16 protein-coding genes are annotated in these 25,118 nt (G+C 42.7%); 8 read left to right on the top strand and 8 right to left on the bottom strand.

The annotated features are described in order from the left end of the window. Positions 1-82 precede the first annotated feature (82 nt). The 3 genes from Q4561_RS06400 to Q4561_RS06390 all read right to left on the bottom strand — a co-directional run bounded on the left by Q4561_RS06400 (position 83) and on the right by Q4561_RS06390 (position 3,532). Entirely contained in the window at positions 83-628 is a 546-nt protein-coding gene (locus Q4561_RS06400; protein WP_303458462.1) for a histidine phosphatase family protein, read from the bottom strand. A gap of 181 nt (positions 629-809) precedes the next feature. Continuing rightward, positions 810-2,369 carry a glycerol-3-phosphate dehydrogenase gene (gene glpD / locus Q4561_RS06395; protein ID WP_303458460.1) on the bottom strand — a complete coding sequence of 520 codons (1,560 nt, stop codon included), beginning with the start codon at positions 2,367-2,369 and terminating at the stop codon, positions 810-812. Between the two features lie 404 nt (positions 2,370-2,773). Further along, on the bottom strand, positions 2,774-3,532 hold the full coding sequence (locus tag Q4561_RS06390) for a DeoR/GlpR family transcriptional regulator (protein WP_303458458.1): 759 nt from the start codon (positions 3,530-3,532) through the stop codon (positions 2,774-2,776). 156 nt (positions 3,533-3,688) lie between these two features. On the opposite strand from Q4561_RS06390, the gene glpK reads away from it, so the two are divergent. From glpK to Q4561_RS06360, 6 genes are all read left to right on the top strand, one after another. Next, positions 3,689-5,173 carry a glycerol kinase GlpK gene (gene glpK, locus Q4561_RS06385; protein ID WP_303458456.1) on the top strand — a complete coding sequence of 495 codons (1,485 nt, stop codon included), beginning with the start codon at positions 3,689-3,691 and terminating at the stop codon, positions 5,171-5,173. Between the two features lie 292 nt (positions 5,174-5,465). Then, a complete protein-coding gene (locus tag Q4561_RS06380) occupies positions 5,466-8,210 on the top strand; it encodes a TonB-dependent receptor (protein ID WP_303458455.1) in 2,745 nt (914 codons plus the stop codon). Positions 8,211-8,277: 67 nt separating this feature from the next. Beyond that, on the top strand, positions 8,278-9,720 hold the full coding sequence (locus Q4561_RS06375; protein ID WP_303458454.1) for an SLC5 family protein: 1,443 nt from the start codon (positions 8,278-8,280) through the stop codon (positions 9,718-9,720). 13 nt (positions 9,721-9,733) lie between these two features. Beyond that, positions 9,734-11,281, top strand: a complete 1,548-nt coding sequence (locus tag Q4561_RS06370; protein WP_303458453.1) for a tryptophan halogenase family protein — start codon at positions 9,734-9,736, stop codon at positions 11,279-11,281. A gap of 43 nt (positions 11,282-11,324) precedes the next feature. Next, positions 11,325-12,119, top strand: a complete 795-nt coding sequence (locus tag Q4561_RS06365; RefSeq protein ID WP_303458452.1) for a SapC family protein — start codon at positions 11,325-11,327, stop codon at positions 12,117-12,119. A gap of 164 nt (positions 12,120-12,283) precedes the next feature. After that, entirely contained in the window at positions 12,284-14,428 is a 2,145-nt protein-coding gene (locus tag Q4561_RS06360; RefSeq protein ID WP_303458450.1) for an alpha-galactosidase, read from the top strand. A 42-nt stretch (positions 14,429-14,470) separates the two neighbouring features. Here Q4561_RS06360 and Q4561_RS06355 read toward each other — a convergent pair whose 3' ends face one another. The 5 genes from Q4561_RS06355 to Q4561_RS06335 form a co-directional block, all read right to left on the bottom strand. Beyond that, complete coding sequence (locus Q4561_RS06355) at positions 14,471-15,607, bottom strand: lipopolysaccharide assembly protein LapB (RefSeq protein ID WP_303458448.1); 1,137 nt, start codon at positions 15,605-15,607, stop codon at positions 14,471-14,473. A gap of 255 nt (positions 15,608-15,862) precedes the next feature. Continuing rightward, positions 15,863-17,140 carry an acetylhydrolase gene (locus tag Q4561_RS06350; RefSeq protein WP_303458446.1) on the bottom strand — a complete coding sequence of 426 codons (1,278 nt, stop codon included), beginning with the start codon at positions 17,138-17,140 and terminating at the stop codon, positions 15,863-15,865. Between the two features lie 154 nt (positions 17,141-17,294). Beyond that, on the bottom strand, positions 17,295-18,497 hold the full coding sequence (locus Q4561_RS06345) for an MFS transporter (RefSeq protein WP_303458444.1): 1,203 nt from the start codon (positions 18,495-18,497) through the stop codon (positions 17,295-17,297). Positions 18,498-18,619: 122 nt separating this feature from the next. After that, positions 18,620-19,555 carry a dihydrodipicolinate synthase family protein gene (locus Q4561_RS06340; RefSeq protein WP_303458443.1) on the bottom strand — a complete coding sequence of 312 codons (936 nt, stop codon included), beginning with the start codon at positions 19,553-19,555 and terminating at the stop codon, positions 18,620-18,622. 151 nt (positions 19,556-19,706) lie between these two features. Next, positions 19,707-20,939 (bottom strand): EAL and HDOD domain-containing protein, encoded by a 1,233-nt coding sequence (locus tag Q4561_RS06335; RefSeq protein WP_303458441.1) that lies wholly within the window; start codon positions 20,937-20,939, stop codon positions 19,707-19,709. Positions 20,940-21,145: 206 nt separating this feature from the next. Here Q4561_RS06335 and Q4561_RS06330 point away from each other — a divergent pair, with 206 nt between their 5' ends. Next, positions 21,146-23,839, top strand: coding sequence for an ATP-binding protein (locus tag Q4561_RS06330; RefSeq protein WP_303458439.1), 2,694 nt, complete (start codon positions 21,146-21,148; stop codon positions 23,837-23,839). Further along, positions 23,823-25,073: a response regulator gene (locus Q4561_RS06325; protein WP_303458437.1), complete on the top strand. Its 1,251-nt coding sequence runs from the start codon at positions 23,823-23,825 to the stop codon at positions 25,071-25,073. The genes Q4561_RS06330 and Q4561_RS06325 overlap by 17 nt, the downstream gene beginning before the upstream one ends. The last annotated feature ends 45 nt before the right edge of the window (positions 25,074-25,118 follow it).

Here is a 25,118-nt window from a genome sequence, read left to right as displayed (position 1 = left end):
AGAAACACTGAGTAATTTTACGTTTTAGCGAATTTAGCGTTTCGTTTGTGAGGTGAAGTGAAATGAAGTGAAAGAAACAGTATTAACGGGTAAGTCGAGTAACCCCCCAAAATTTATTGTCTTTGGCTTGTAGTGACCAACCTTCTGCTTGCAGTTTTTTGCGTAAAAATCTGTTAGTAAGCCCATGACCTACAAGAATTATTTTAGATTGCGTTTCGCTGAGTAATTTTAGGTATTCCGCAAGCTCCACTACTCTTTTTTTAGCATCTTTAAAGCTTTCAAACCGCCCCGTTTTTCCCATAAACCACATAAGGCGACACAACAACACCCAATGCCACGCTCTTAGTTTCAAAGGCAGTTTATAGTAAGGGATATCCATCTCTTTTAGATTAGGTAGTTCCTCATCTATTTTAATGGCACCAAGGTGTGCAGCCGATAATTTAGCCCGCTTTAATGGGCTAACAATGACATAGCTATTAGTGAAGTCTACCGGTGCACCCGGTTTACTTGAGGGATCTAATTCTGAAAAGTCATACGCCCTTACCCACTTTGAGTAATCTACGGCATTAACTTTATTATTGTGTGCAGATAACGGCTTTCCATGTCGAACGAGTATGATTTCACGCATACTGAAATCCTTTTAATAAACGCTTTTTTCCATTTTATTAATATAAAGCATGTCTTAGAGATATAAAAACCCAGTATACATTTTTGCGTACTGGGTTCATTGCGCACTAGGTTATTGCTCACTGGGTTCACTACGTACTAGGCGCATAGCTCACTGAGTTCAATGCATAGGGGCTTACAGGCTAGGCCGTTTGTTTTAGCCCGTCCTCTGTTGAAAAATTAGCTGTTGAGGCCTTAGTGCTTTTACCTGTATTAGTCGCTAAATAACTTTCAAGGTGGCTTTTCTGGCTATCGGTTAAACGCAAGCCATGCTTGGTTCTACGCCAGATAACATCTTCTAACGTTAACGCCCATTCTTTCTCAATAAGGTAATCTACTTCAGCTTGGAAAAATTGACTTCCAAAGTCTTCTCCCATCTCGCTAAGTGAAGTCTTACCGCTTAAGAATAGTTTGCACAACAAACCATACTGGCGAACATAACGCACACAAACTTCTGCTGGCAACCAAGGATAATCCTGTTTAAGTTCGCTAAGCAGCGTGGCTTTATCAGCGAAAGCGCCACCAGGTAGTGGTACTTCTTTCGTCCATGCTTTTCCAGCTTTTGGAAATAACGTCACTAACTTGTCTACCGCATGTTCGGCAAGCTTACGATAAGTGGTAATTTTACCGCCGAATATATTAAGTAAAATAGGCGTTGATGCCGTACCGCTTAACTCGACTTTATAATCACGAGTTAGTTCTTGAGCCGATGCATTCGCTTCTTCTAACAAAGGGCGCACGCCACTGTAGCTATGCACAATATCATCGGGCGTAATCTTGCTTTTAAAATACGTATTTACCACATCAACAAGGTAATCGGTTTCTGCTTCGGAAATAGCCGCTTTCGTTGGTTCCCCCACGTAATTTTCGTCAGTAGTACCCACTAAAGAAAAGTCATCTTCATAAGGGATAACGAAAACAATTCGATCATCTTTATTCTGAAGAATATAAGCTTCATCGGTATCGTAAAGCTTAGGAACAATAAAGTGGCTGCCTTTAACCATACGCATTGCATTTGGGTTTTTCGTATCAGCTAATCTATCGAGGAAAGAAACCGCCCAAGGGCCTGCGGCATTTACAACCGCTTTCGCAAGCACTGTAAACGTTTTCCCTTCAATGTCTTTTAATGTCACTTTCCACAAATCATCTTGCTTTTCGGCACTGATACACTCTGTACGAGTATGTATAGTGGCGCCCTTTTCTTGGGCAGCAAGCGCGTTAAGTACCACTAAGCGAGCATCATCTACCCAGCCATCTGAGTATTCGAAACACGTTGATATATCATTAACAAGCGGGCCCGTTGGCGAAGTAGACATTTTCTTTGAACGCGGCAGCATGTTTCGTTTTGCTAAAGAATCGTAAAGGAATAAGCCAATACGAATCATCCACGCGGGACGAAGATGTTTTTGATGGGGCAAACGAAAACGTAGCGGCCACATAATATGAGGGGCTTTTTGAAGTAACACTTCTCGCTCGGCTAGCGCCTCTTTCACTAAACGAAATTCATAGTGCTCTAAATAACGTAAACCGCCGTGAATAAGCTTACTGCTTGAAGAAGACGTTGCGCCAGCAAGATCGCCCTTTTCGCAAAGCACTACCGAAAGGCCTCGACCAGCCGCATCCAGTGCTACACCGGCACCGTTTACACCGCCGCCAACCACTAACACATCAACGGTTTGTGTATTATTTGTATCTTGATTCATATTCTCGTCCCTTTCGGCTTCACTTGCATGCTGGCTATTTGACAACCAAAAAGAAAACATGTCAACACAAAACGAACATTAACGAACATTTCAGTGTATTTTTCGCCGTACTCCATACATTGCCTTTCAAAGCCGATAGCTTTTTATCGAAAATTACTAACAATGATTAAACATAGCCATTAGCTTACTTAAACATAGCAGCTAATTGGTGGCTAACAAGACAGGGGGCTTTGCACTGCATGACTGAGCGCATACGAATAAATGCATTGCGTGTAGTGAATCAACTGGCGCTGGCGCCATTACAGATAAAGATACTGTTACTGTTACTGACACTGATAAAGAATTTGGTATGGGTATTGATTTGATATAGGTATTAGAAGATTGCAGATGCGAGTATTCGTTAATTAGGCCTTAACGAAACTGATATTATTTTCATCGATAATTTTACGAATAGCCGGAGGTGGTGATTGATCGCAGACTAAGCAATCCACTTGAGAGATATGGCCTTGTTCTACCATGGCTCTTCGCTCGAACTTACTGTAATCGGCAGCAAGAATAACGTGCTGGGTGTGTTCTAATATGGCTTGAGAAACTTTTACTTCTCGAAAGTCAAAATCAAGCAAAGCGCCGTCGGCGCTAATTCCACTAATGCCTATAATGCCGTAATCCATTCTAAATTGACTGATGAAGTCGCAAGTTGCTTCACCAATAATACCGCCGTCGCGATAACGCACCTCGCCGGCAGCGATAATCACTGAAAAGTCTTCTTTTGCTGAAAGAATAGTAGCGACATGGATGTTATTCGTCACTACGTGCAAATTTTTATGATTAAGCAGTTTGCTGGCTATCATTTCGGTAGTGGTACCGATATTAATAAACAACGAAGCGCCATCGGGGATCATGCTAGCCACCGCTTCAGCAATGCGTTCTTTAACTTCGCTGTTTTGCGTTTTACGTTCTTGATAGGGGGTATTTTCCCAACTTCTGTTAAGCCCTGCCCCACCATGGTATCGGCTAACTACGCCAGCTTCAGCTAGTTGATTGAGATCCCGGCGGATAGTTTGCGGAGTAACGTCGCAGCGAGTCACCAAATCATCAATAGACATGAAGCCATTTTGCTTGATAAAACTAACAATTTTTTCGTGTCTTTGCGTTTGGTTCATTGGGTCACTCCTGCTGTGGCTTCTTTATTATACGTGGTTCATCTTACCCTGCCTATGGCAATTCGAACACTGAAATGTTCGTTTTCGAAAATATAGCATTGTTAAACTGGTGTAAATGGTGCAAACTCTTAGCAAATTATGTTCAGGAGACGTGTCATGGGCCAATATATTCTTGCCATAGACCAAGGAACTACGAGTTCGCGTAGCATTATCTTTGCACCAGATGGCGCCATTGTAGCCGTTGCTCAACAAGAGTTTTCTCAAAAATATCCTCAAGATGGATGGGTAGAGCACGATCCTGAAGAAATTTGGGAAAGCGTAACCACTACCATGAAGCAGGTGTTTGATAAATGCTCGGTATCACCTGAAGATATCGCCACGGTAGGGATCACCAACCAACGTGAAACCACCCTGGTGTGGAACAAAAACACGGGCAAACCTGTGTACCCCGCTATAGTGTGGCAAGACAGGCGTACCGCTCAGCAATGCCGCGAGCTTGATGACGATGAAAGCCTAGTTGCGCATATCACCGAATCCACAGGTTTGTTGCTAGACCCTTATTTTTCGGCCTCTAAATTGGCTTGGATCTTAGATAATGTAGATGGCGCACGCGACCAGGCCGAAGCCGGCGAACTCCTTTTCGGTACCGTCGATACATTTTTGATTTGGCGTTTGACCAACGGCGAATCTCATAAAACCGATGCTACCAACGCATCCCGTACTATGCTGTTCGACATTAACGAGCAATGCTGGGATGAGAGATTACTCGACACCTTTAATATCCCTAAATCAATGCTGCCAGAAGTTATGGATTGTGCTGATGAATTTGGTGTTGTTGATAAAGATATTTTAGGCTGCAACATTCCTATTCAAGGTGTGGCGGGCGATCAGCAAGCTGCGCTTGTTGGCCAGGCTTGCTTTGAAAAAGGCATGGCGAAAAGTACCTATGGTACTGGCTGTTTTATGATTTTGAATACGGGCGATGAGCCGCTTCAATCTAAGAATCGTTTGTTAACTACCGTCGGTTACAGGCTAAATGGTAAAACCACTTACGCCTTAGAGGGCAGTATCTTTATGGCCGGCGCTACTGTGCAATGGCTACGGGATGGCTTAAAGCTTATTGATGATGCTTCAGAAACTGAAGCCTTGGCCCAAAGAGCCCGTCAAGATAACGGTGTTTTCCTTGTGCCTGCATTTACCGGGTTAGGCGCGCCTTATTGGGATCCTGATGCTCGTGGAGCAATTTTAGGGTTAACTCGCGATACGGGAATAAGTGAAATAGTTGCCGCTGGTTTACAATCAGTATGCTACCAAACCAAAGATTTACAAAAAGCCATGGAAAGCGATGGTGCAAGACCAACGACTATTCGCGTAGATGGCGGAATGTCCCGAAATGACTGGGTGATGGGCTTCTTGTCTGACGTATTAGGTGCAGAAGTTGAACGCCCTGAAATTACCGAAACCACCGCACTTGGCGCCGCATTCCTTGCAGGTCTTCAGGCCGGTGTATTTACATCGGTTGATTCCCTTACCGAGTGCTGGAAAAGCGACAGTATTTTCACACCTCGGCTTTCCAAAGAAGAGCGTGACAAGGCCTATGATGGCTGGAAAAACGCCGTTGCCCGCATTCGCTGCAGCTAATTTACTCCCTCCTTATATAGCGCGGTAATAAATCGCGCTATTAATATAAAAAAATATTTTTATAACATTGTCATTACAATCCAAATTTGTGTTACTATCAAAAATTAAGGAAAACGTTTACCTTATTCCTTAATTTTTAAAAGCCTTTAATTTCAGCATCTTAATAACAATAATTAGAAATTTAGGTTACTAAACGTGTAAAAAGAATGTTAATAACATTGATCCGAACATACTTATTACGCTATTTGTACGCAAACTAAGTAGAAAATAGCCTACTTACGGAGAAAACACAGTGACACATAAAATTAACACATCATTATTAGGTCCAATAGCAAAACGCTCACTGCTAGGTGTTGCTATTGCTTCTGCCTTACACGCCCCGTTGGTATTCGCTCAAGAAGAAGCGACACCTTCAGATGATCAAGTTGAAATTATTGAAGTTAAAGGTTTTACCAGCTCTCTAAAAGCATCGATGTTAGATAAAAAAGCATCTGATGTTGTTTACGACGGTATTACTGCCGAAGATATTGGTAAGTTTCCAGATCAAAACGTTGCAGAGTCGCTTCAGCGTATTACCGGTGTTGCAATCGATAGAAGTGGTGGGGAAGGTCAATTTATTACCGTTCGTGGTTTTGGCCCCGACTTCAACACCGTTCTTGTAAATGGTCGTCAAATTGCTACCGAGAATCAAGGCAGAGCATTTAGCTTCGATACACTTCCTGCTGAACTTATCAGTGGCGCTAAGGTTTATAAAAGCCCACTAGCTTCTATGCAAGAAGGTGGTATAGGTTCTACTGTAGAAGTAACAACGGCTCGCCCGCTCGCTTTTGATGGCTTCAAAGCCGTTGCCAGTGTTAAAGGTATGTATGAAGATATTTCTGAAGAAACGACACCACAAGTTTCAGGGCTTATCACTAACACCTTTTTAGATGGCAAACTTGGCGTACTTGCAGCCGCTTCTTTCCAACAACGCAAACTACAAACTAATATGTTGGAAACTCGTTACTGGCGTCCAGATGTTAGCGTTACCGATCGTTCAGAACTAGATAACCCAGACTATGCAGATAGCTCTCAATACAATGGTGTTTATGTTCCACAAAACTTCGACCAAATCGTTGATTTAGTAGACCGTGAAAGAACATCGGGTAACTTAGTCGTTCAATATGCTCCAAATGATGACATGGTACTTACCCTTGACGGTTTGTACTCTAAGTTCGAAGTAGATTCTGATGCAACCAGTGTTGGCCATTGGTTCACCGACAGCAACTTAGATAACATGACATTTAATGACAATGGCTCACTTACTAGCTTAGACAGCACATTAGTAGATGGCGTTGGTGGTGCTACTGATTTCATCCGTCGTCGCTACGGCCGAGATGTAGAGATTCAAGCGTTTGGCGCTAATTTTGAGTGGTTGGTTAACGATAACCTTACCGCAGTAATCGATTTATCAACATCGACAGCTAAAGATAACAGCGGCGGTGATAACTACTTCACAGTGGTTGGTTATAACAATGCTTACAGTGTCGATTTTTCTGGTGACACACCTACGCTTACCGTAGATGGCGGCGATGCTGCATTGCAAACTCCATCGTTAGGCCGTATGCACTACAATGAGCGTAACGGTTATAATACGGAAGACACAATCTCTGAATACCGTGCAGACTTTACTTGGGTGCCCGATTCAGATAACGCTTTTTATAAAATGGACTTCGGTGTTTACTACCAAGACCGTGAAAAAGACAATACTCGCCTATACGCATCTGCCTGTAGTATTTACTGTGGCTACCAATTTGATTTGCCAGACGAGTTATTATCAGTATTTACTGCCAAAAACTACTTTGACGGTGTACCTAACCAATGGTTAACGTACGATCCTGAAGCTTATTTTGACTACGCCAATTCTGACGAAGCTGCACAACAGATTGCTGATGCAACTGGCTCATCATTTGAAGACGTTCGCGCAGCGCTTGATGCAACCAATATTTCTGACCCACAACCAAGTGCTGACTCATATGTTGTTGGTGAAGAATTACTGAGTGTGTATACGCAGTTCTATTTCCAAACTGAAATCTCAGATTTACCATTAGATATTAATTTCGGTTTCCGTTATACCGAAACTGATACATCGGTGGATGGAACGATTCAAGAAGTTCAAGATCTACAAGTTATTCCGAACGATCCTTCAGATTACAATATCGTTTACGCAACAGATGTTGGTACTGCTATAAACGAGAAGAATAGCTACTCGTCTTTACTGCCTAATGTAAACGTGAAACTGCAATTAGCTGACGATTTATACCTTCGTTACGCTTACTCAGAAACACTAACTCGCCCAATGATGGACGATCTAGTACCTGTGTTCAACGTAACCGTTTCTCGACCAGGTAACTTGCAAGCTCAAGCGGGTAACACCGAGCTTAAGCCGTATAGTGCAACCAGTTGGGATGTATCTTTAGAATGGTATTATGATGATACAAGTTACTTCTCCGCAGCTGCATTTAATAAAGAAGTCGAAGACTTCATCTCTTCATCTACTGAAGAAGAATCTTTATTCTTAGATAGCGGTGAGTATACATTTAGTGTCCTTCGTCCTCGTAATGGCGAAACATTGAATGTTGAAGGTATCGAGCTAGCATGGTTACACACGCTAGAAAGTGGCTTTGGTATTCAGGCTAACGCGACTATCGTAAATTCTGATGCGGAATTTAGCCTACCAGGATTAGGTAACTCTCAGAACATTACACTTTTCTATGAAAAAGACGCGTTCCAGGCCCGTGTAGCACTGAACAACCGTGAAACTTTCATGCAAGAAGCAGTAAGCTCGCTTGGTGGTACTGAGCCTCTGTTCACAGAGACATATACCCAAGTGGATATGAGCGTAAGCTATGATGTTAATGAAACCGTTACCGTATTCTTCGAAGGTATTAATATTACCGAAGAAGAGCTAACCCGTCGTGGACGCCTATCAGAACACTTTGTACAACAAGTGAATGATGGTGCTCGCTATGCAGTTGGCGTACGTGCTAACTTCTAATTATACCTAGAATGAAAGGGGGCACTCTCGCCCCCTTTTTGTTGTTTCTACTGCTGAGGAGTTTTTTGTGTCAGGCAGCTTAATCCAAATCATCGTCTTCTTCGTTATTACCGCACTTATCGGGTTACTTACCTATATAAAGTGCCGCGGACATGGGCACAGTACAGCAAGTGAAACTAAAGAATACTTTCTAGCTGGCGGCGGTCTTACGTGGATCTTTGTCGCGGGCTCTATTACCTTAACAAACTTAAGTACCGACCAATTGGTAGGTATGAATGGCAACCAGATGGCGTTGCTCGCGTGGTGGGAATTTGCAGCTGTTATAGGTTTAATAATTCTAGCCCGAATTTTCCTTCCTGTTTATTATCATTATCAGTGTACAACCACTACTGAGCTTTTAGAAAAGCGTTACAGCAATAAACATATTCGTGCGCTTATCGGGCTGCTGTTCTTCTTAGGAAGTAGTCTTATATTCATGCCAGCGGTTATCTATTCTGGCTCTTTATTCATGATTAATATGTTCAACTTAGACCTACCACTTATGTATGTCGCGACTGCATTTGCTGTAATAGGTGCGCTATACGCTATATTTGGCGGGCTGCGCGCGGTAGCTGTTTCAGATACCTATTCAGGTGTACTGTTACTTGTTATGGCTATCGTAGTAGTGGTACTTGCAATGGTTGCTATCGACTTTGATTTCTCTGGAATTCCAGCGGAGCGTTTAACCCTGATAGGTGATGCGGATTCTCCACTTCCATGGCAGACACTGCTTACAGGTATGATTTTCATTCAAACGTTTTATTGGAGTACTAACCAAACCATTACACAACGTGCGATGGCTGCGCCAAACATAAAAGAAGCGCAAAAAGGGGTTTACGCCGCTGCTATCATTCGTTTCATCATAGTACCGACCATTATCGTCGTCCCGGGCATTATCTCGTATAAACTTTACGGCGATATTAACGATGCGGCCTACGGCACGCTAGTAGGCGATGTGTTACCTGATTGGTTATCTGGTGTATTTGCTGCTGCTTTAGCTGCTGCGGTACTCACTACCTATAACAGTAACCTGAATTCAGCAACTGCGTTGTATGTCTGCGACATCCATGAAGCCTACGTGAATAAGAAACCAGAAGTAGCAAAGCTTAGCGGTATGGTTACGGCAATTCTTACTGTTGTATCACTAGTGATGGTACCTATTTATGCCCAAGCTGAAAGTATTATCAACTTGCTACAAGAGTTGTATGGTTTGCTCAGCATGCCTATTTTGTCTATTTTCATAGTGGGTCTATTATTCAATAACGTTAACCCTTATGCAGGCATATCTGCCGTGGTATTCGGTGTGCTTTTATATTCATATTTCAGCTTCATTCACGCACCGTTTGAACTGCATTACATTCACTTGATGTTAGTAACGTTAATTAGCTGCATAGCAGTAGCATTAGCACTCAACAAATTAGTATTTAAGCAGTCTGCGCAATGGCGTGGCAGACTAGTTGACGCTGACTAAATAGCCGGAATATATGACACCAATAGATAGTTTTGTTGTGGTAGGTGGCGGTACAGCAGGCTGGCTAACTGCTGGCTTACTAGCCGCTTCACACTCGCTACAAAACGAAAACGGTAAACGCTTAACCGTTACCGTTATCGAATCAGACACTGTGCACCCTATTGGCGTAGGCGAAGGTACTTGGCCTACTATGCGAAGTACCTTAGCTAAAATAGGTATTGCTGAAAGTGAAGTGATTAAGCATGCCTCGGCAACCTTTAAACAAGCGAGTAAGTTTGTTGATTGGCACACGCACCAAGAACGTTCTAGCTATTACCATCCGTTTAGCGCACCCCAAGGGTCTGCTAATATCGATATCACGCCTTATTGGCTTACCAATAAGTATGAAGCTATTCAACAATATGCACAGGCTGTTTGTTTTCAGCCTACCCTGTGCGATCAAGGTTTAGCGCCTAAATTAGGTGTCAACGCGAAGCAGAGCTTTAGTGCTAACTACGGATTTCACTTAGATGCTGGTAAGTTCATTACCCTTCTACGTAATCATTGTACAAATAACTTGGGTGTAAAACATATTGTTGATGACGTAACAGACGTTGTCACAAGCGTTGAAGGTATCAACTATGTGACTACGGCAAACAGCGGTCATGTTTATGGCGATATGTTTGTCGACTGTTCTGGGTTTTCAGCGTTACTCATCGAAAAAGCGTTAAAAGTGTCGATGGTGGATGCATCCAATGTGTTGTTTTCAGACTCGGCACTTGTACATCAACTTCCTTACGCCGACACACACCAACCTATTGCATGTCATACCCTTTCTACCGCGCAAGAGGCTGGTTGGATTTGGGATATTGGCTTACAAGAGCGTCGGGGCACCGGCTATGTTTATTCATCTAGATATCAATCAGGTGAAGAGGCTACTGCAACGTTAAGTCGTTACATAAAAGCTATTGATACGAATGCAGAAATTCCCGAAAGCTTCAGAAAAATAAGTTACAAGACCGGTTATCGAGAAAAGTTTTGGGAAAAAAACTGCGTATCGATTGGGCTATCAAGTGGATTTTTAGAGCCCCTTGAAGCTTCGTCATTGATGCTAATTGAACAAAGTGCTTCTCAACTAGCCGAGCAACTTCCTGCTTGCAGAGAAGTGATGCCTCACGTGGCTAAGCGCTTTAATGCATCGCTGACTTATAAATGGCAGCGTACTATTGAGTTTCTTAAATTGCACTATTTGCTAAGTAACCGCAACGAGGCTTTTTGGCTGGCAAACAAGGCGCAAGATAGTATTCCAGAACGGTTACAGTTGTTACTTGAAGAGTGGCAATATCGACCTGTTTTGGACAGTGATTTTTCAGGTATAGATGAAGTTTTTAGTGCGCAAAGTTATCGCTACATACTTTATGGAATGGCGCACAGCACCCAAGTTAGTCAATACGCACGCTCTTTGACGAAGCACGAACTTGCAAGTAAACAATTTCAATTGAACAAGTCGCTGATCATGCAGTTAACAGAACGGCTTCCCTCGCACCGCGGATTAATTGATACCATACTTACAGCGCAATAAAAAAAGCCAAACCAACAACAATCACGTTTCACTAGGTTACCAAATGCCAACATATATAACGTTAGACAGCAAAGCCCATAAAAAGCTAGCTATTCGGGTAGACAAAAATTTTGGTCATGCCGCTAAATTTAACTTAGTTAGTTTAGGCTTTAACGAGATAGCGACGATAAGTGGCTGTATGCCTGTGGTGGTTACTACTGACGATACAAATACGCCTCAGAAATTGGCTGCGGTGGTTGGCTGGCCAGAATTTGGTAACCTATTTTGTAGCGATACTCTTGAGGCAGACAACCTCCCTGCGAATAAACATTATAGCGATGATGAACAGTGGCAAGGGCATGCGGTTCCGCTCAGTATTCAAACTTACCCTTTTAATTATGCGATTGAAAAAGACAAACTTACTGTATTGTTTGACCAAGACAGCAGTTTATTTACTGCAAATGACTCTGCATCTCCATCACCGTTGTTTGCTTCTGATGGCAGCCCTTCGGCTACATTAAAACAGTATCGAAGCATGTTAGCGAATTTGGCCAGCGGCAGTGCTCAAGCAACAGCTTATGTAAAAGCACTTTTAGAACTCGAACTGCTTTCGCCATTATCAATAACCCTCCATTTTAAAAATGGCGACACTCGAGAAAGTAACGGCTTAATGACTATTAATGAAGAGAAATTAGCTCAGCTAGATGCCAACACGATTCACAAACTGCATACCCAAGGGTTGCTGGTGGCAATAAACGCGATGATGTTGTCGCTGAGGCAATATAACCGACTCGTACAACTAACACGCCGTGCCGAAAACCCGATAGTAAAAATTGGACTTAAAACCGCTAATTTATAATTAATTGTTGAACGCAAAACTGTTTATTCATTTCTAACCAAGTAACAAGGTAAAACGTTTAACCTTTTAATCGTATACGTCTTATCGCCACTTGGTTTCTATGATATACATGCATCAATTCCAGTCATCTGGTATCCATAATACTTAAAACCTGAGAGGTTAACATGTCATCACTCACGGCTTTTGTCCGCTTATCTAACAAAAAAACGACTCTGATCTTTGATTGTCAGGGGCGTATGCCAACGCTTATTTATTATGGCCAGCGTTTAAGTAACTCCACTACACCCGACATGTTAGCGCTGCTTAATACTCGCCAAGAAGCGAAATGCGCTCCCGTTATCGAGCCCCCTATTTCATTGGTACCTACTCATGGTGAAGGTGTTACCGGTTCGCCGGGCTTAGAAGTTTCAGGCGATAGCGATCAATGGTCTGCTGGCTTTACCTTATCGGGCATTGAGCAAACCGACACCTGCGTTACCTTTACCGCAGTAGATGCAGACAGACAAATGCAATTGATTACACGAGTTGTGCTGGATGCCGATACTACTGTGGCAACTTTTACTTCAAGCATCGAAAACCAAGGTGAAAGCGCCCTACAACTCAATTATTTAAATGCAGCTAGTCTTGCGCTACCTACTACCATGAGCAAAATTAAAAGCTTTGAAGGTAGATGGTCGAATGAATTCCAAACTGCCGATCATGACTTGTTCTTCGGTAGCTATGTTCGAGAAAACCGCCGCGGCAAAACCTCTCACGATACCTTTCCTGGTTTAATCGCGTTTGCGAATGGCACAAATGAACGTGCCGGGGAATGTTTCGGCTTTCATTTAGGTGCGTCAGCAAACCATAAATTCCGCGCGGAAATGATGGCCGATGGCAGAAGCTATGTTCAATTTGGCGAGCTATTGTTTCCAGGTGAAGTAACGCTAAATGCGGGCGAAAGCTATACGTCGCCAGTGCTTTACGCTGGTTTTTCTGACACCGGTTTTTCAGCGCTTTCACAACAGTTCCATAACTTCATCCGAAGCAATGTGTTAACCCACAGCGCTGACGTCACCAGTGCAAACAACAAACCTCGCCCAGTGCACTACAACACATGGGAAGGCATTTATTTCGACCACGATGAAGCTACGCTTAAAGCACTTGCTGACAAAGTAGCGCCCTTAGGGATAGAGCGCTTTGTACTAGATGACGGTTGGTTTAAAGGCCGTAGAAACGACAAAGCGGGCCTAGGCGATTGGACCGTTGATGAAGCGATTTACCCAGAAGGGTTAGATGGCTTAATTGATCATGTTACCGATAAGGGCATGGAGTTTGGTATTTGGTTTGAACCTGAAATGGTCAACCCAGATAGCGACTTGTATCGCGCACATCCTGAATGGGCACTGCAAACCAAGAATAACCCTCATGTTCCGTTTCGGAATCAATACGTACTTGATTTAACGAATCCTGAAGTGGTTGAGTACCTTTATAAAGTCATCACCGACGTACTAAGCACTTATCCTAAAATTAGTTACATTAAGTGGGACATGAACCGCGATGTAAACCACCCAGGAAACCTTCAAGGTAAGCCTGCTATGCATGGCCAAATGACGGCTTTGTATAGCCTAATCGACAGGGTTAAGGCGGCGCATCCAGGAATTGAAATTGAAAGTTGTTGTTCTGGTGGTGGCCGTGTGGACTTGGGTATTTTACCCCATACCGACCGCTTTTGGACGTCAGACTCTAACGATGCACTAGACCGCTTATACATTCAGCGCGGTTTCTCTTTCTTCTTCCCTTCTGAAGTAATGGGAGCACACGTAGGGCCTCGTGATTGCCATATTACAGGGCGTAACCTACCCATTGAAATTCGTGCGGCTGTGTCTATGTTTGGCCATATGGGTATTGAGATGGACCCTCGAGAGCTTAACTCGCACGAGCAAGACACACTGAAATCGGCTATTTCGCTATACAAACAATACCGCCATATTACCCACGGCGGCGATTTATTCCGTATGGACGACGATGGCCTTAACGTGAAGTTTGGTTATGTGTCGAAAGACAAAGCCGAAGGTATATTTGCCTACAATAGCGTGAAAGAAACCGGGCGTACTACGCCATCTCGTTTCTATTTTGCAGGGTTAGATGCCGATAAATCTTATACCCTTGAACGTGTATGGCCAGGTACATTGAAAGAATACTCACCGTCTATTTTACAAAAAACAGATGGGCAAGTATTTAGCGGCGAAGCCTTAATGAAATACGGTATGCAAATGCCAGTATTGTTCCCGCAAACCTCGCTTATTTACACGGTTAAAGCGGTTTAGTTACAACAAGACAACCCTTGGTAACTCTCAAAAAGCGAACTATTAGGTTCGCTTTTTTATTTGTTTTTTCAAGCTTTTTAACGTTTTTGTTAAACGCTTATCGTCATCCTCGGTTATCTTCGCGATAGTGCTAGATGCCATAGAAACATCATCGGCATTTAAATACAGTTCCGCTAGACGAAGATTGGCCCAGTTCTTACTTGGCAATTGCTGCGTATTGATATCGGTAGTATTCAATTCTGTTAAATAAAGCGTAAGGGCATTAATACCTGAATCGGTATATTCGCTGGTTTCTACCGCAATCCAACCTACGCGATAGGTGCCATAAAGCTGGGTGAACTTGTTGTTTGAATATGTATCCCACGCTTGCTCATCGGATTTTTCCGCTTTTTCAATATTGGTACTAATTAACGGTGTTAGCGCTGCTATGGCATCGTCATATTCTTCTTCGTTGATAAGCAATTGACCCAGTTCGTAGCGCGAGCGAGTTTCGAATTCAGGCTGCTCACTAAGTGCGTTTAATATGACTTTTGCTTCGGTTTTTTTATCGTCGGCTGCATAAACTTTCGCTGTGGCAAACTTACCTTCAAGGGCATCCATCTGGGTAATTTTATCGGCAAGCTTTTTGGCTTCATCTATATCACCACCCGCAATAGACGGTGCCATGATGTAAAACTGCATGAGGGCTTGGTAAACATCAATTTCATCAGGTGCAATTTCCACTGCCTTTTCTAAGCTCGCTTTTGCTTTTTTGGCATAACCTAAGGCTGAAAAAATACTACTGGTCGCTTGCGCCCCCATCACACTAGCGTGCATGTGGTAGGCACGGTAATTGCCCTTATGATCGTTAATAAACTGGATAGCTACCTCTTCAGCATCGTCTAAATCGGTATTCATCAGTGCTGATATTAATAAGTTATATTGCTTAACTGTTTTTGAAGGTAAAGGCTCAAGCGTATCCACAATGCTGTCATAATCTTGCGCTTTAAACATGGCGTCTAACGCATCATCAGAAGGTAATGTGTCTGCGTTCACTACAGAAATAAAAGATAAAACAAAGAATGAGCAGAGTAGCGCTAAATTTTTGGCTACTAAACGAGTGCGTGTAGACGCTGTGATAACCAAAGATAATATGGAGTTTATACGAGTTAATACTGTTCTATTTTGCTGCAGGTTCATCCCTGTTCCTCTATTCAGTAAGCCTAAAGAATCAATCTAGCATGCTAAAAACTTCATCACGAATAGAATGAGTAACAAACTATGTCTCACTTCAATAAATCAATAAGAATGAAACACCAGTAAACCCCCGAATACGAAAAAGACCTAACACGGTTAGGCCTTTCTTATACAGGTTCTTGAGTAATGCTAGAGGCCGTAAAATATCCGCCTGACAGGCCTAGGTTTAGGCTTAGCTCTTGGATTTAGCCCTTATATTTAGCGCTTAGGCTTGTCTTCCATTTTTAGACCTAGCGCGTAGCGGTTATCGAAACCTTTCCATACCTCAGGCACTTTGCCATCAACAGCAACTTGACCACTATCACCTTCAACATCTAAATAAGCACAAAACTCAGGTTTGCCTTTCACATGGCATTCCATCATAGCTAACGCAAAGTGTTCATTAATATCGTTCATGGTTTCTGAGCGCCACGCTGGCTCTAAGTAATGGCCTATATCGAACTCATTGCCAAACGCTTCTTTAGGTGCAGGATGCGGTGCAATATTGTGTCGGGCGTTTTTAAACGTTAGTAATTTCGTACTTTCATTGCCCGTATTTTCAAATAACCACTGAATACCTTGGTAACCAGAAATATCATCGTGATCACCGGCTACATAAAGCATAGGTACATTGATTTTATTTAGTGCTTGTTGAGAAAATACCTTATGTTGACCGCCCCAAGGGGCTAACGCCATAGCAGCTTTCCAGCGTTCATCAACACTGTCGGCATTCGCGTTACCACCAGCACAGGTATTAAGTGCGTTTTGAAGTGCGCTGATCACTGCCGGATCTTTTACGCCGGTAAAGCTCGCCGTCGCTTCATCACTAAAGTCGTAACAGCCACCAACGGTATTAACCGTGCCAAAGCCACCCATTGAGTAACCAATAAGCCCCGCGTTTTTAGGATCGGCAACATCTTTAAATAATGTATTTTCACTAACCGCGTTTAACGTTAACACTTGGTCTCGCGAGCGGTTTAATAGCGTGCTAGGAAAGCCAGCATAAGGCGCATTCGCAAAGTCGACATCTTCGTTTGTGGAATCGGTGTGATCTATCCCTGCCACGATATACCCATGAGACGCCAAGTGTTCACCAAGGTAATACATTATGGTGCGATAACCGGTATAACCATGTGATAACACAACCACAGGGTAAGTGCCTTGCGTATCTGCCACACTGGCATCGCGAATAGCGTCTGCTTGAATACTAAATTCTTTGCCACTGCGGGTTTGGTTATCGTAAGTTGTTGCAGCGCCGCTATCGTTAGTGGGGTACCAGACTTCTAGCGTTAAGGCGCGTTCAACTGCTTGCCCTTGCAACGTCATCACAGGCTCAGGGTAGTTTACCGTAAGGGTGGTTACCCCCACCTGATACTCGCCGTTCTCACTTAACTCTGGGGTTACATCTGAAGGGAAATCTTGATAAAGGGTTTGCGCTGCAAATACCGGTGATGAGGCCAACAAAGCAGCGGTGCAAAATAGGGATAACGTTTTCATAATTTGCTAATTTTTTGTTAATTCTTATTTATACCCATATTACCGCTACCATTCAAACATACAAGCCAAAGGGTATTGTTTAAATGAATTGTAATTAATAAGAGAAGTGAATTTATATTTATGGTGACAATCAAAGGAAATGTAAACGTATAACCTAATCTGCTAATTTTCGAGCTTTGAATATAACAAAACATCCTAGAATAACTAAAGCAAGTGCGCTGCAAGATACCGCTAAGGGTACCTTTACGCCCAGCACCAATAACGCCCCAGCGATTAATGCCCCTATAGCACCTGCGCCAACCTTTGCGGCAGCTACCCACATGTAGGTTTGCGCCGCACTATGCACAGGTGCAAATTCGGTTCGCGCGGCCAAACTGGACGTAAAGAAAATGGCATTCGCCACACCACATAACCAGTAGCCCGCCGCCCCGACGACAAATGACGGGCTTAATACTGTGGCCACTAACGCCAGTAATAGAAAGCTTCCTGCACGCTTCAATAACGTAAGGGGCTCTTTTGAAAGGGGCTTAAAAATTAGAAATAGCGCGCCGCTCAAATTACCAACTCCGTATGCTGTGACCAGATAAGCACCATGATGTGATTCATGCTGCCAGTAGGTACTTAAATACACCGCCAACACAGGCAAAGCGGCAACACTAAACGCCGCGCCCGAAGTCATTGCCATGGTACGCACTAGTTCGCTCGAATTCTTAAAAGCATAAAATACGCTTTTAAATCCTATTTCTAATGTGGCATCTGTTTTTGCTAACACCCGTTTTACGGGGAAGGTCAATATAAGCAAACCGGCTAACATGGGTGTGAATACCAATACACTAACAGCAACTTGCGCCGAATAAAGCGCTGACAAGGTTGCCACAATAAAGGGGCCAACGGTATGCCCTACTCCATAGGTAATGGTATCCCAGCTTTGCGCTTTTCTTAGCGATGTATTCGTTATCTTAGCTAAACTCGGTAGTTGAGTGCCCAAGCCCCCCATAATAAATGAACTGCAAACCCCACTTAACAATAAGGAGAAAGCCAATAACCATGCTAACTGCCTTTCAAAGCTAAATATCGCTAATAGGAAAAAGCCTGTGTAACTAAACGCCGCCGCACTAATAAGATATTTAGGCTGGGACACCCCATCTAACCATCGGCCATACACAGGGCCTAGCAAATGAGGCAAGGTTAAGCATGCGGCCAATATACCTGCCGCCTTACTTTCTAGGCCTAAGTTGCTAGAGAGTAATACGATGGCCACAATTGCACCGCCGGTTGCCGTGCGCGCCAATATAGCTGCCACAACATATTTGATTAACGCGGGCGGGTAATGTTCGCTTAAGGCCGACTTATCCATTTACACTAGCACTCATGTTGACGTTTAAGTGGGCATTGGCGTTCGCACTCGCACTCGCACTCGCAATAAGATCAGAATTAGCATCTACACGGGCAAAAAGTGTTAAATAATTCACGTGCTGCTTAACCCAGTGATAATTGCTTCAAAAGGGTTTCCAATATTTGTCTATCGTCGCTCTGCAATGGCTGTAGCGGATGGGGTAAACAATTGGCCTCTGTAAGCCCTATTATTGCAGCCGCGGTAGCCATAACTCGCATTCCGCCTTTGTTGCGGGCGAACAACTCCCACAATGGCGCTAAGCGTTCAGACTGCGCTATAGCTTCTTGCGGTGAGGATGCTTTACTTGCGGTAATCATTGCTTTTACGGTATTTGGAAATAACCCACCAAGGACAGACAGCCACAGGTCGCAACCGGCATGCATTCCCAATGCGCCAAACTTATCACCACTTACTCCAATGGCTACATGCTCTGGCACGAGCTTACGTAATGTAGCAAGGCGGGCAGCGCCGCTTGCACTGGGTTTACTTTCGGTGCTGGTGCCAGAAGCAGAATTTGAATTGGCAAAAGGCATACCTGGAATTTTGATCGCCCCTACATTAGGAAGTTGGGTAACTTGGCTATATAACCCATCGCTGAAACTAAATTGAGTCACCCCAGGGTTCTCGTAAATACATAAAGGCACTGAGATTTCAGCCGTAACTTTTTCGTATAGCCCGAACACTTCAGCTTCATGTAGTGGGTGATAAGATACCGGCGCGAGTAACAAGGCACTTGCCCCAGCTTGCTGTGCCGCATCTGCATTTTTCAATACGTCGTAGGTACGCAGAGCACCAATTCCTACCATTACCGGTATGCCATCTGCTGAACCCACGGTCGCTTCAGTAACCTGTGTAAGTTCATCTCTGTTTAAGTATGGATAAAGGCCCGTTGAGCCCATGGCACAGATTGATTCAACCTTAGCTTGTACCACGTTGCCAATAAGTTTATCGAAAGCACGATAATCGACTTTTTCATCATGAAAAGGTGTAAGGGGAAAGGCACACAATCCGGTAAACATGAGAGCTCCAAATGCAATAAGCGAAGCAACTAATCATAAGCCTCACTTGACACTATACAAGCATCAATTAGCTATATACATGCAATTACCGATATAAACACTCATCACCGCGCTCATCGTAAGTATGTACAACAAAGAGTTAAAATTCGGCTTATAGGTTGGCCATTACCTTATCGGCCCATAACGCTGCATCTTGTTGGCATCGACCTATCAGGCAGATTTCTTGGTTAGATAAACGTTCAAATGTTTGGCTATCGAACCTTTCTATTCCGATGACATTATTCAGTAATGTACCTAATTCATTGTCGTGCGTGAGCAGCGCTTGTTTTAAATGAGTCTCTATTTTCATGTTGCCAACAAGGGTGTCTATCTTAACTTCAAAAATGGCATCTACACCCGACAATAAGCCCACCAAAAAACATTCCAATGCAAGAACCTGCACTTGCTCTTTTTGTTTATGATGTGCAATAAGCTCTAAGGTTTTCGCCCTTGTTAGTAGGGTTCGAAACAACTCGTTAGGGCTTGTCGAAACAGACATTAACGACATAACAATAGCCCATTGTTTCACTACGTCTAAGCCCAATATCACCACGGCTTCCCGCACACTATTTACATCACGAACAAGTTGATAAAGCGGACAATTTATTAGATGTAAAATTTTCGTCGTTAAAACAGGATCACAAGAGATAATTTCGGCTACTTTATCAACTTCAATATCGCCTTTACTAAACTCAGATACTAACTGCAGGCTACTTTGCTGCTCTGCACTGGCTTTCTTACTTTCTAAAAGAGAGGGGTATTCAAGATAATCCCCTTGAAACAAATCAAACCCCAACGCTTTACACTGCTCGTACAGGGCTTGCGATGTAACTTTTTCAGCTAATAGTAAACAGTTCGACTTTTTTAGAATTGGAATGCTTTTTTCAAGTTGCTTCTCGGTCAGTTTGACCACATCGACTTTAATAATTTTAAGGTATTTGAAAAAAGGCGTTTTGGTTGGGTCTAACGCATATTCACTCAAAGCAAATTCAAAGCCTAAACGCCTTAATTGCTGAATACGTTTTAAATTAGCCTCGGTGGGCTCTACCGATGCAAGTATCTCTAAAATGATGTTTGGTTTTATCGGGGTAATACTGTCGGTTTCACTCAAAAAGTTCTGATCAACGTTAATGAACATTGGCACATTTAAATGTCGCCCGCCTTCTTCAACACTGTTACATACCTTGGTCAGAACCTCAGTGGTCATAACACCCAACAATGGGTTATTGTGAGCGGGAGACTCTGCATGGCCACTTCCTGTATCTAAACATAGGAATTCACAGGCATATACTTCATGGTTTTCGTTAAACACAAGTTGCCTTGCAGTCAACACATCCTTCACCATCTGCTACTCCATTACTTTTCAGGGCTTCGGGCTTAAGGGCTTCGGACTTCAGCTCTAAACCGTAATCTAAAACTTAGAATACTATGTTTCCTAACGCTTCCCTTCGCAATTATGCCTATAGTCATCTACATTAAAAATTGCTATCAACAAAACAAACTCCTTTTAAAAATCAACTTTATGCTCTTTCAATAGTAGACCACCTTTTCATGACTATAAAAGATAATGGAATTAATAAAGATCTGATAAAGACGCAAAACCTGATTAATTTGTTTTATCACCCAGTTCTGGTTGTTAATAACAATTTGGACATTTTGGCGGCCAATAATAAGTTAACTGCAAACGAGGTTTTGTCGTCAAACTTACCTATTATATTGGACACAATACTTCCTTTACTAAATGGTGAGCAGGAACTGGCATTTTGCGTAATGGAAGGTGAAGAAAAGCTTTTCACCGCCATGCCAATGGAGCATGGACGGACGCTGGTTAAAATAGCGAATTCCAAGCCTTCTGCGCTCGCTAAGCGATACTACAATTTAGTCACGGCTATCGATAAAATACCCGACGCCGCCATTATTTGTAGTGACGGCAAGATAGACCTAGTAAACGAACAATTCCAACGTATTTTTCCTTTCGGTGCGAATAGAAGCTTAAACGACGTACCGTTAGATAGCATTCTTAAAGACTTTAGCCTTTACTTTTCACAAGACGATGTCCGGTTACGGACAATAACCTATCGCTTTTTAAGACGAAAGTTCAACAGTAAACAAGAGCTCTCATTATCCTTCACCTCCCCTGACGGACAGTATTATGAATACCGAGACAACCTCACCTTTACCGGTGGCAGGGTTGGCTTAATTATTAATGAATCACAAATAAAAGGTCTGAATGAGCAGCTTGAAAGTGCATTTAACGAGGCCAATGTATTAAGCAATGCTAAAAGTAACTTTATGGCCGCAATGAGCCACGAAGTGCGTACACCGTTAAACGGCATTATTGGTTTACTAGATTTATGCGAGCATCAAGAAGCGCTCAAAGGAAATGAGCTATTACGTCGGGTGTCGAAAAGCTCAACCGCTTTGCTAAACCTTATCAATGACGTACTAGACTTTACTAAGTTTGATGCCAATATGGTCCAACTCTCACCAACCGACATTAATTTAAGAATATTGTGTGAAGATTTGATAAGTACCTTTTATGGGCAAGCTAAGCAACAACATATTGAGCTTACTTTGTATGTCGACCCTATCATACCCAGTGTCGTTAACGTTGATGAACTGCGCCTTACGCAAGTACTTACTAACTTAGTCAGTAATGGACTCAAATTTAATCAAAAACTAAATGCCACACTTCGTATAGAGGTGCTGAAGGATGAATTAACCGATTACATTAATTTTAATGTTATCGATAACGGCATTGGTATAGAAAGCACTAAAGTTCACACTATTTTTGACCGTTTCACCCAGGCAAACGACGATATTCATAAAAACTTTGGTGGTACAGGTTTAGGTTTGAGTATATGCCAAAAGGTAGTGCAGTTAATGGGCGGGGGTATTTACGTGGAGAGTGAGCTAGGAACCGGCTCTACTTTTGTAGTGCAACTTCCCTTAAAAGCCTGCTCAGAATCAGAAGTAGAACGCTTATCCCCTAGCTTGAAGGGATATACTTTTGAAACCAATAACCCTGTTTTCTTTAACGATCTTGAGTTGTACGCAAAACGACTCGGCTTTAACGCTCGGTTTATCGATGATATGCCTAAATCGGCTGCACCTAAACACCTCTATTTATTGGATGAAATAAGAGCACTTGAGTCTGGATTGGTTGAATCTGAAATGTCATTTCATGCCGCGCTATCTAACTTACCTGAAGACCAAACAGCCCTTATTGTTGATAATATAAATAAGGCTGTCCCTTCAGATACAAAGCAAATTCACTTGGTCCCATTAAAGTTGCTCGAACTACATGCTTTAACTTTACCTTCTACCGCTGCAACGTCATCAAGCGGGCAGCCTGTGCAGCCTCGAAATATTTCCAGCAGACTACGAATTTTGGTTGTAGAAGATAATGAAGACAATATCTATGTGCTTAAAAAACAATTTGATGCCTTAGGGGTTAAGGCAAGCTTTGCTATGTCGGCAGAAGAAGCCGTTATTTTCTTTGAACAACAACCTTTTAATTTAGTGATCAGCGATTATCAAATGCCCGTAATTACAGGCGGCGAGCTTATCGGTATTTTGCGAGACCTAGAGGAAACCGAACAAAGATCACCAGCCACCATGTTTATTCTTACCGCCGATAATTCAAAACAGTGCCAAGCACATTGCCGCGAGGTAGGCGTAGATCGTATCTTAATGAAGCCGTTAACGTTGCAAACATTGTCGGATTTAATTACTCGAACAAACAACGAGCTCGAGCCTATAGTTCAACAGGATTTTTCACAAGAACCTTTGGCGGCTACGGAAGCAATACCTCAAGAAGACACTTACACCTTCGAAGGTGATTTTTTTGATGACAGTAGCCAAGTAAACACCAATATTGATCCCGCCGGTATTTTTGATATTTCAGCATTAATCGAGATGGTTGGAGAGATTAGTCCGAAAGAAGAATATGAGTATTTATGCTCATTTGAGAGTAATTTAAAACGAGACTATTCACAAATGCGCGACTTAGTTGATGCCAGTGACTGGGAAAGCCTGTCTAAACTTGCACATAGATTGAAAAGTAGCGCAAGAATAGTGGGGGCATATCATTTAAGTCACTTATGCGAAATAGTAGAAACCACAGGAAGGCACACAGCTCCAGATGAGCTTATGTTGAAATATTGGGAAGAAATGAAAACCGCGATAGAAGACCTTATCACCCATTTAAGTCAGTATTTGGAAAATCATGATGCACGCCAGTGAAGCTCAAATTGTTCTCTATATCACCGAGCCGCAAAGTGACGAAATTGTGCTGGAAATCATAAACACGCACTTTGATGATTACGTGGCTTGCTATGCGATGAAAGATTTATGCAAACTGCTGATTGATGCTAAGCCCAAAGTGCTTTTGTTTACCGGTGAATCGTTAGAAAAAAGCCTATTTACTTACTATCGCACCCTTGAAGCGTTAAAGTCATACCATTTGTGTAGCCATAAAATCGTGAGCCTTATTCCTCGTCAGTTCGAGAAAGAGGCTTATGAAGCCCATGCAGCGGGGATTATCGATGACTATATGATTGCGAGACCTGTTTATGAATTGCATCGTATCATTCTAATTTGCGAACATTTGTTTAGCGAATTAGGTGTTTATGTTCAAGACAAAGAGATGCTTGCTCAGCAGACTTACTTTCGCAAAATTGATCACTTCGATGACAAAATAAAGCACGCGTTGAAACACGGACTAGAATACAAAAACCAACTAAAATCTGAGTTTGAAAATTCCATTGTCGAAATTGAAAGTGCATTAGAAAGAGCCGTAACGCGGGTAGAAATGGAACAAGCCGTCGACCTTGATATTGTAAAGTTACAAGAAACTTTATCTAAAATAAAATCAGACCAAATTCGCCCTGAACTTATTAAACTACAAGCACGCGCTATTAGTTTATTAGAAAAAACGCTCGACCTAAAAACAGCAGGTTTAACGCCAGACGCCGGCGAGCAAAAAGACACAGCAGGCTCTAGTACTGAAGCCACCCCACCGGCAAAAGAGACAGATAAAGACTACGTGTTTAACCGACTATATAATCAAGATATCGACCCTGAAAAGGTACTAGAAAAAAACAACGAGATACCTTCCATTTTAGTCGTGGAAGATGACATTATTAGTCTTCAGCTCACCAAAAGATTGATTAGCAAATACAAGATGCATTGCGACACGGTAACCACTGGCAGGCAAGCCTACGCCTCGTTAACCACGAAAAAATACGATCTTGTGTTGATGGATGTAAACCTACCTGACAGCAATGGCATTTACATTGTAGGCCAAGCGTCCTCACAGCAAAGCCTAAATGCCGACACGCCTATTATCATGCTATCAGGAGATAAGCATAAAGCTACGGTGACTAAAGCGATGCAAAAAGGGGCTAAGGGTTACATTATTAAGCCCCTGCAAAAAAGCTCATTTGATAGGTTGATTGAGAAATATATTCCATCTTAGACCCTGATTTTATGGTCTGACATATTAAATTACTAATAAGCTTTT

Origin of the sequence: Alteromonas sp. 1_MG-2023 (genome assembly GCF_030547075.1) — a bacterium.
GTDB lineage: Bacteria > Pseudomonadota > Gammaproteobacteria > Enterobacterales > Alteromonadaceae > Alteromonas.
The sequence above is the reverse complement of the archived record's forward strand: the minus strand, read 5'-3'. Positions and strand labels throughout refer to the sequence as shown.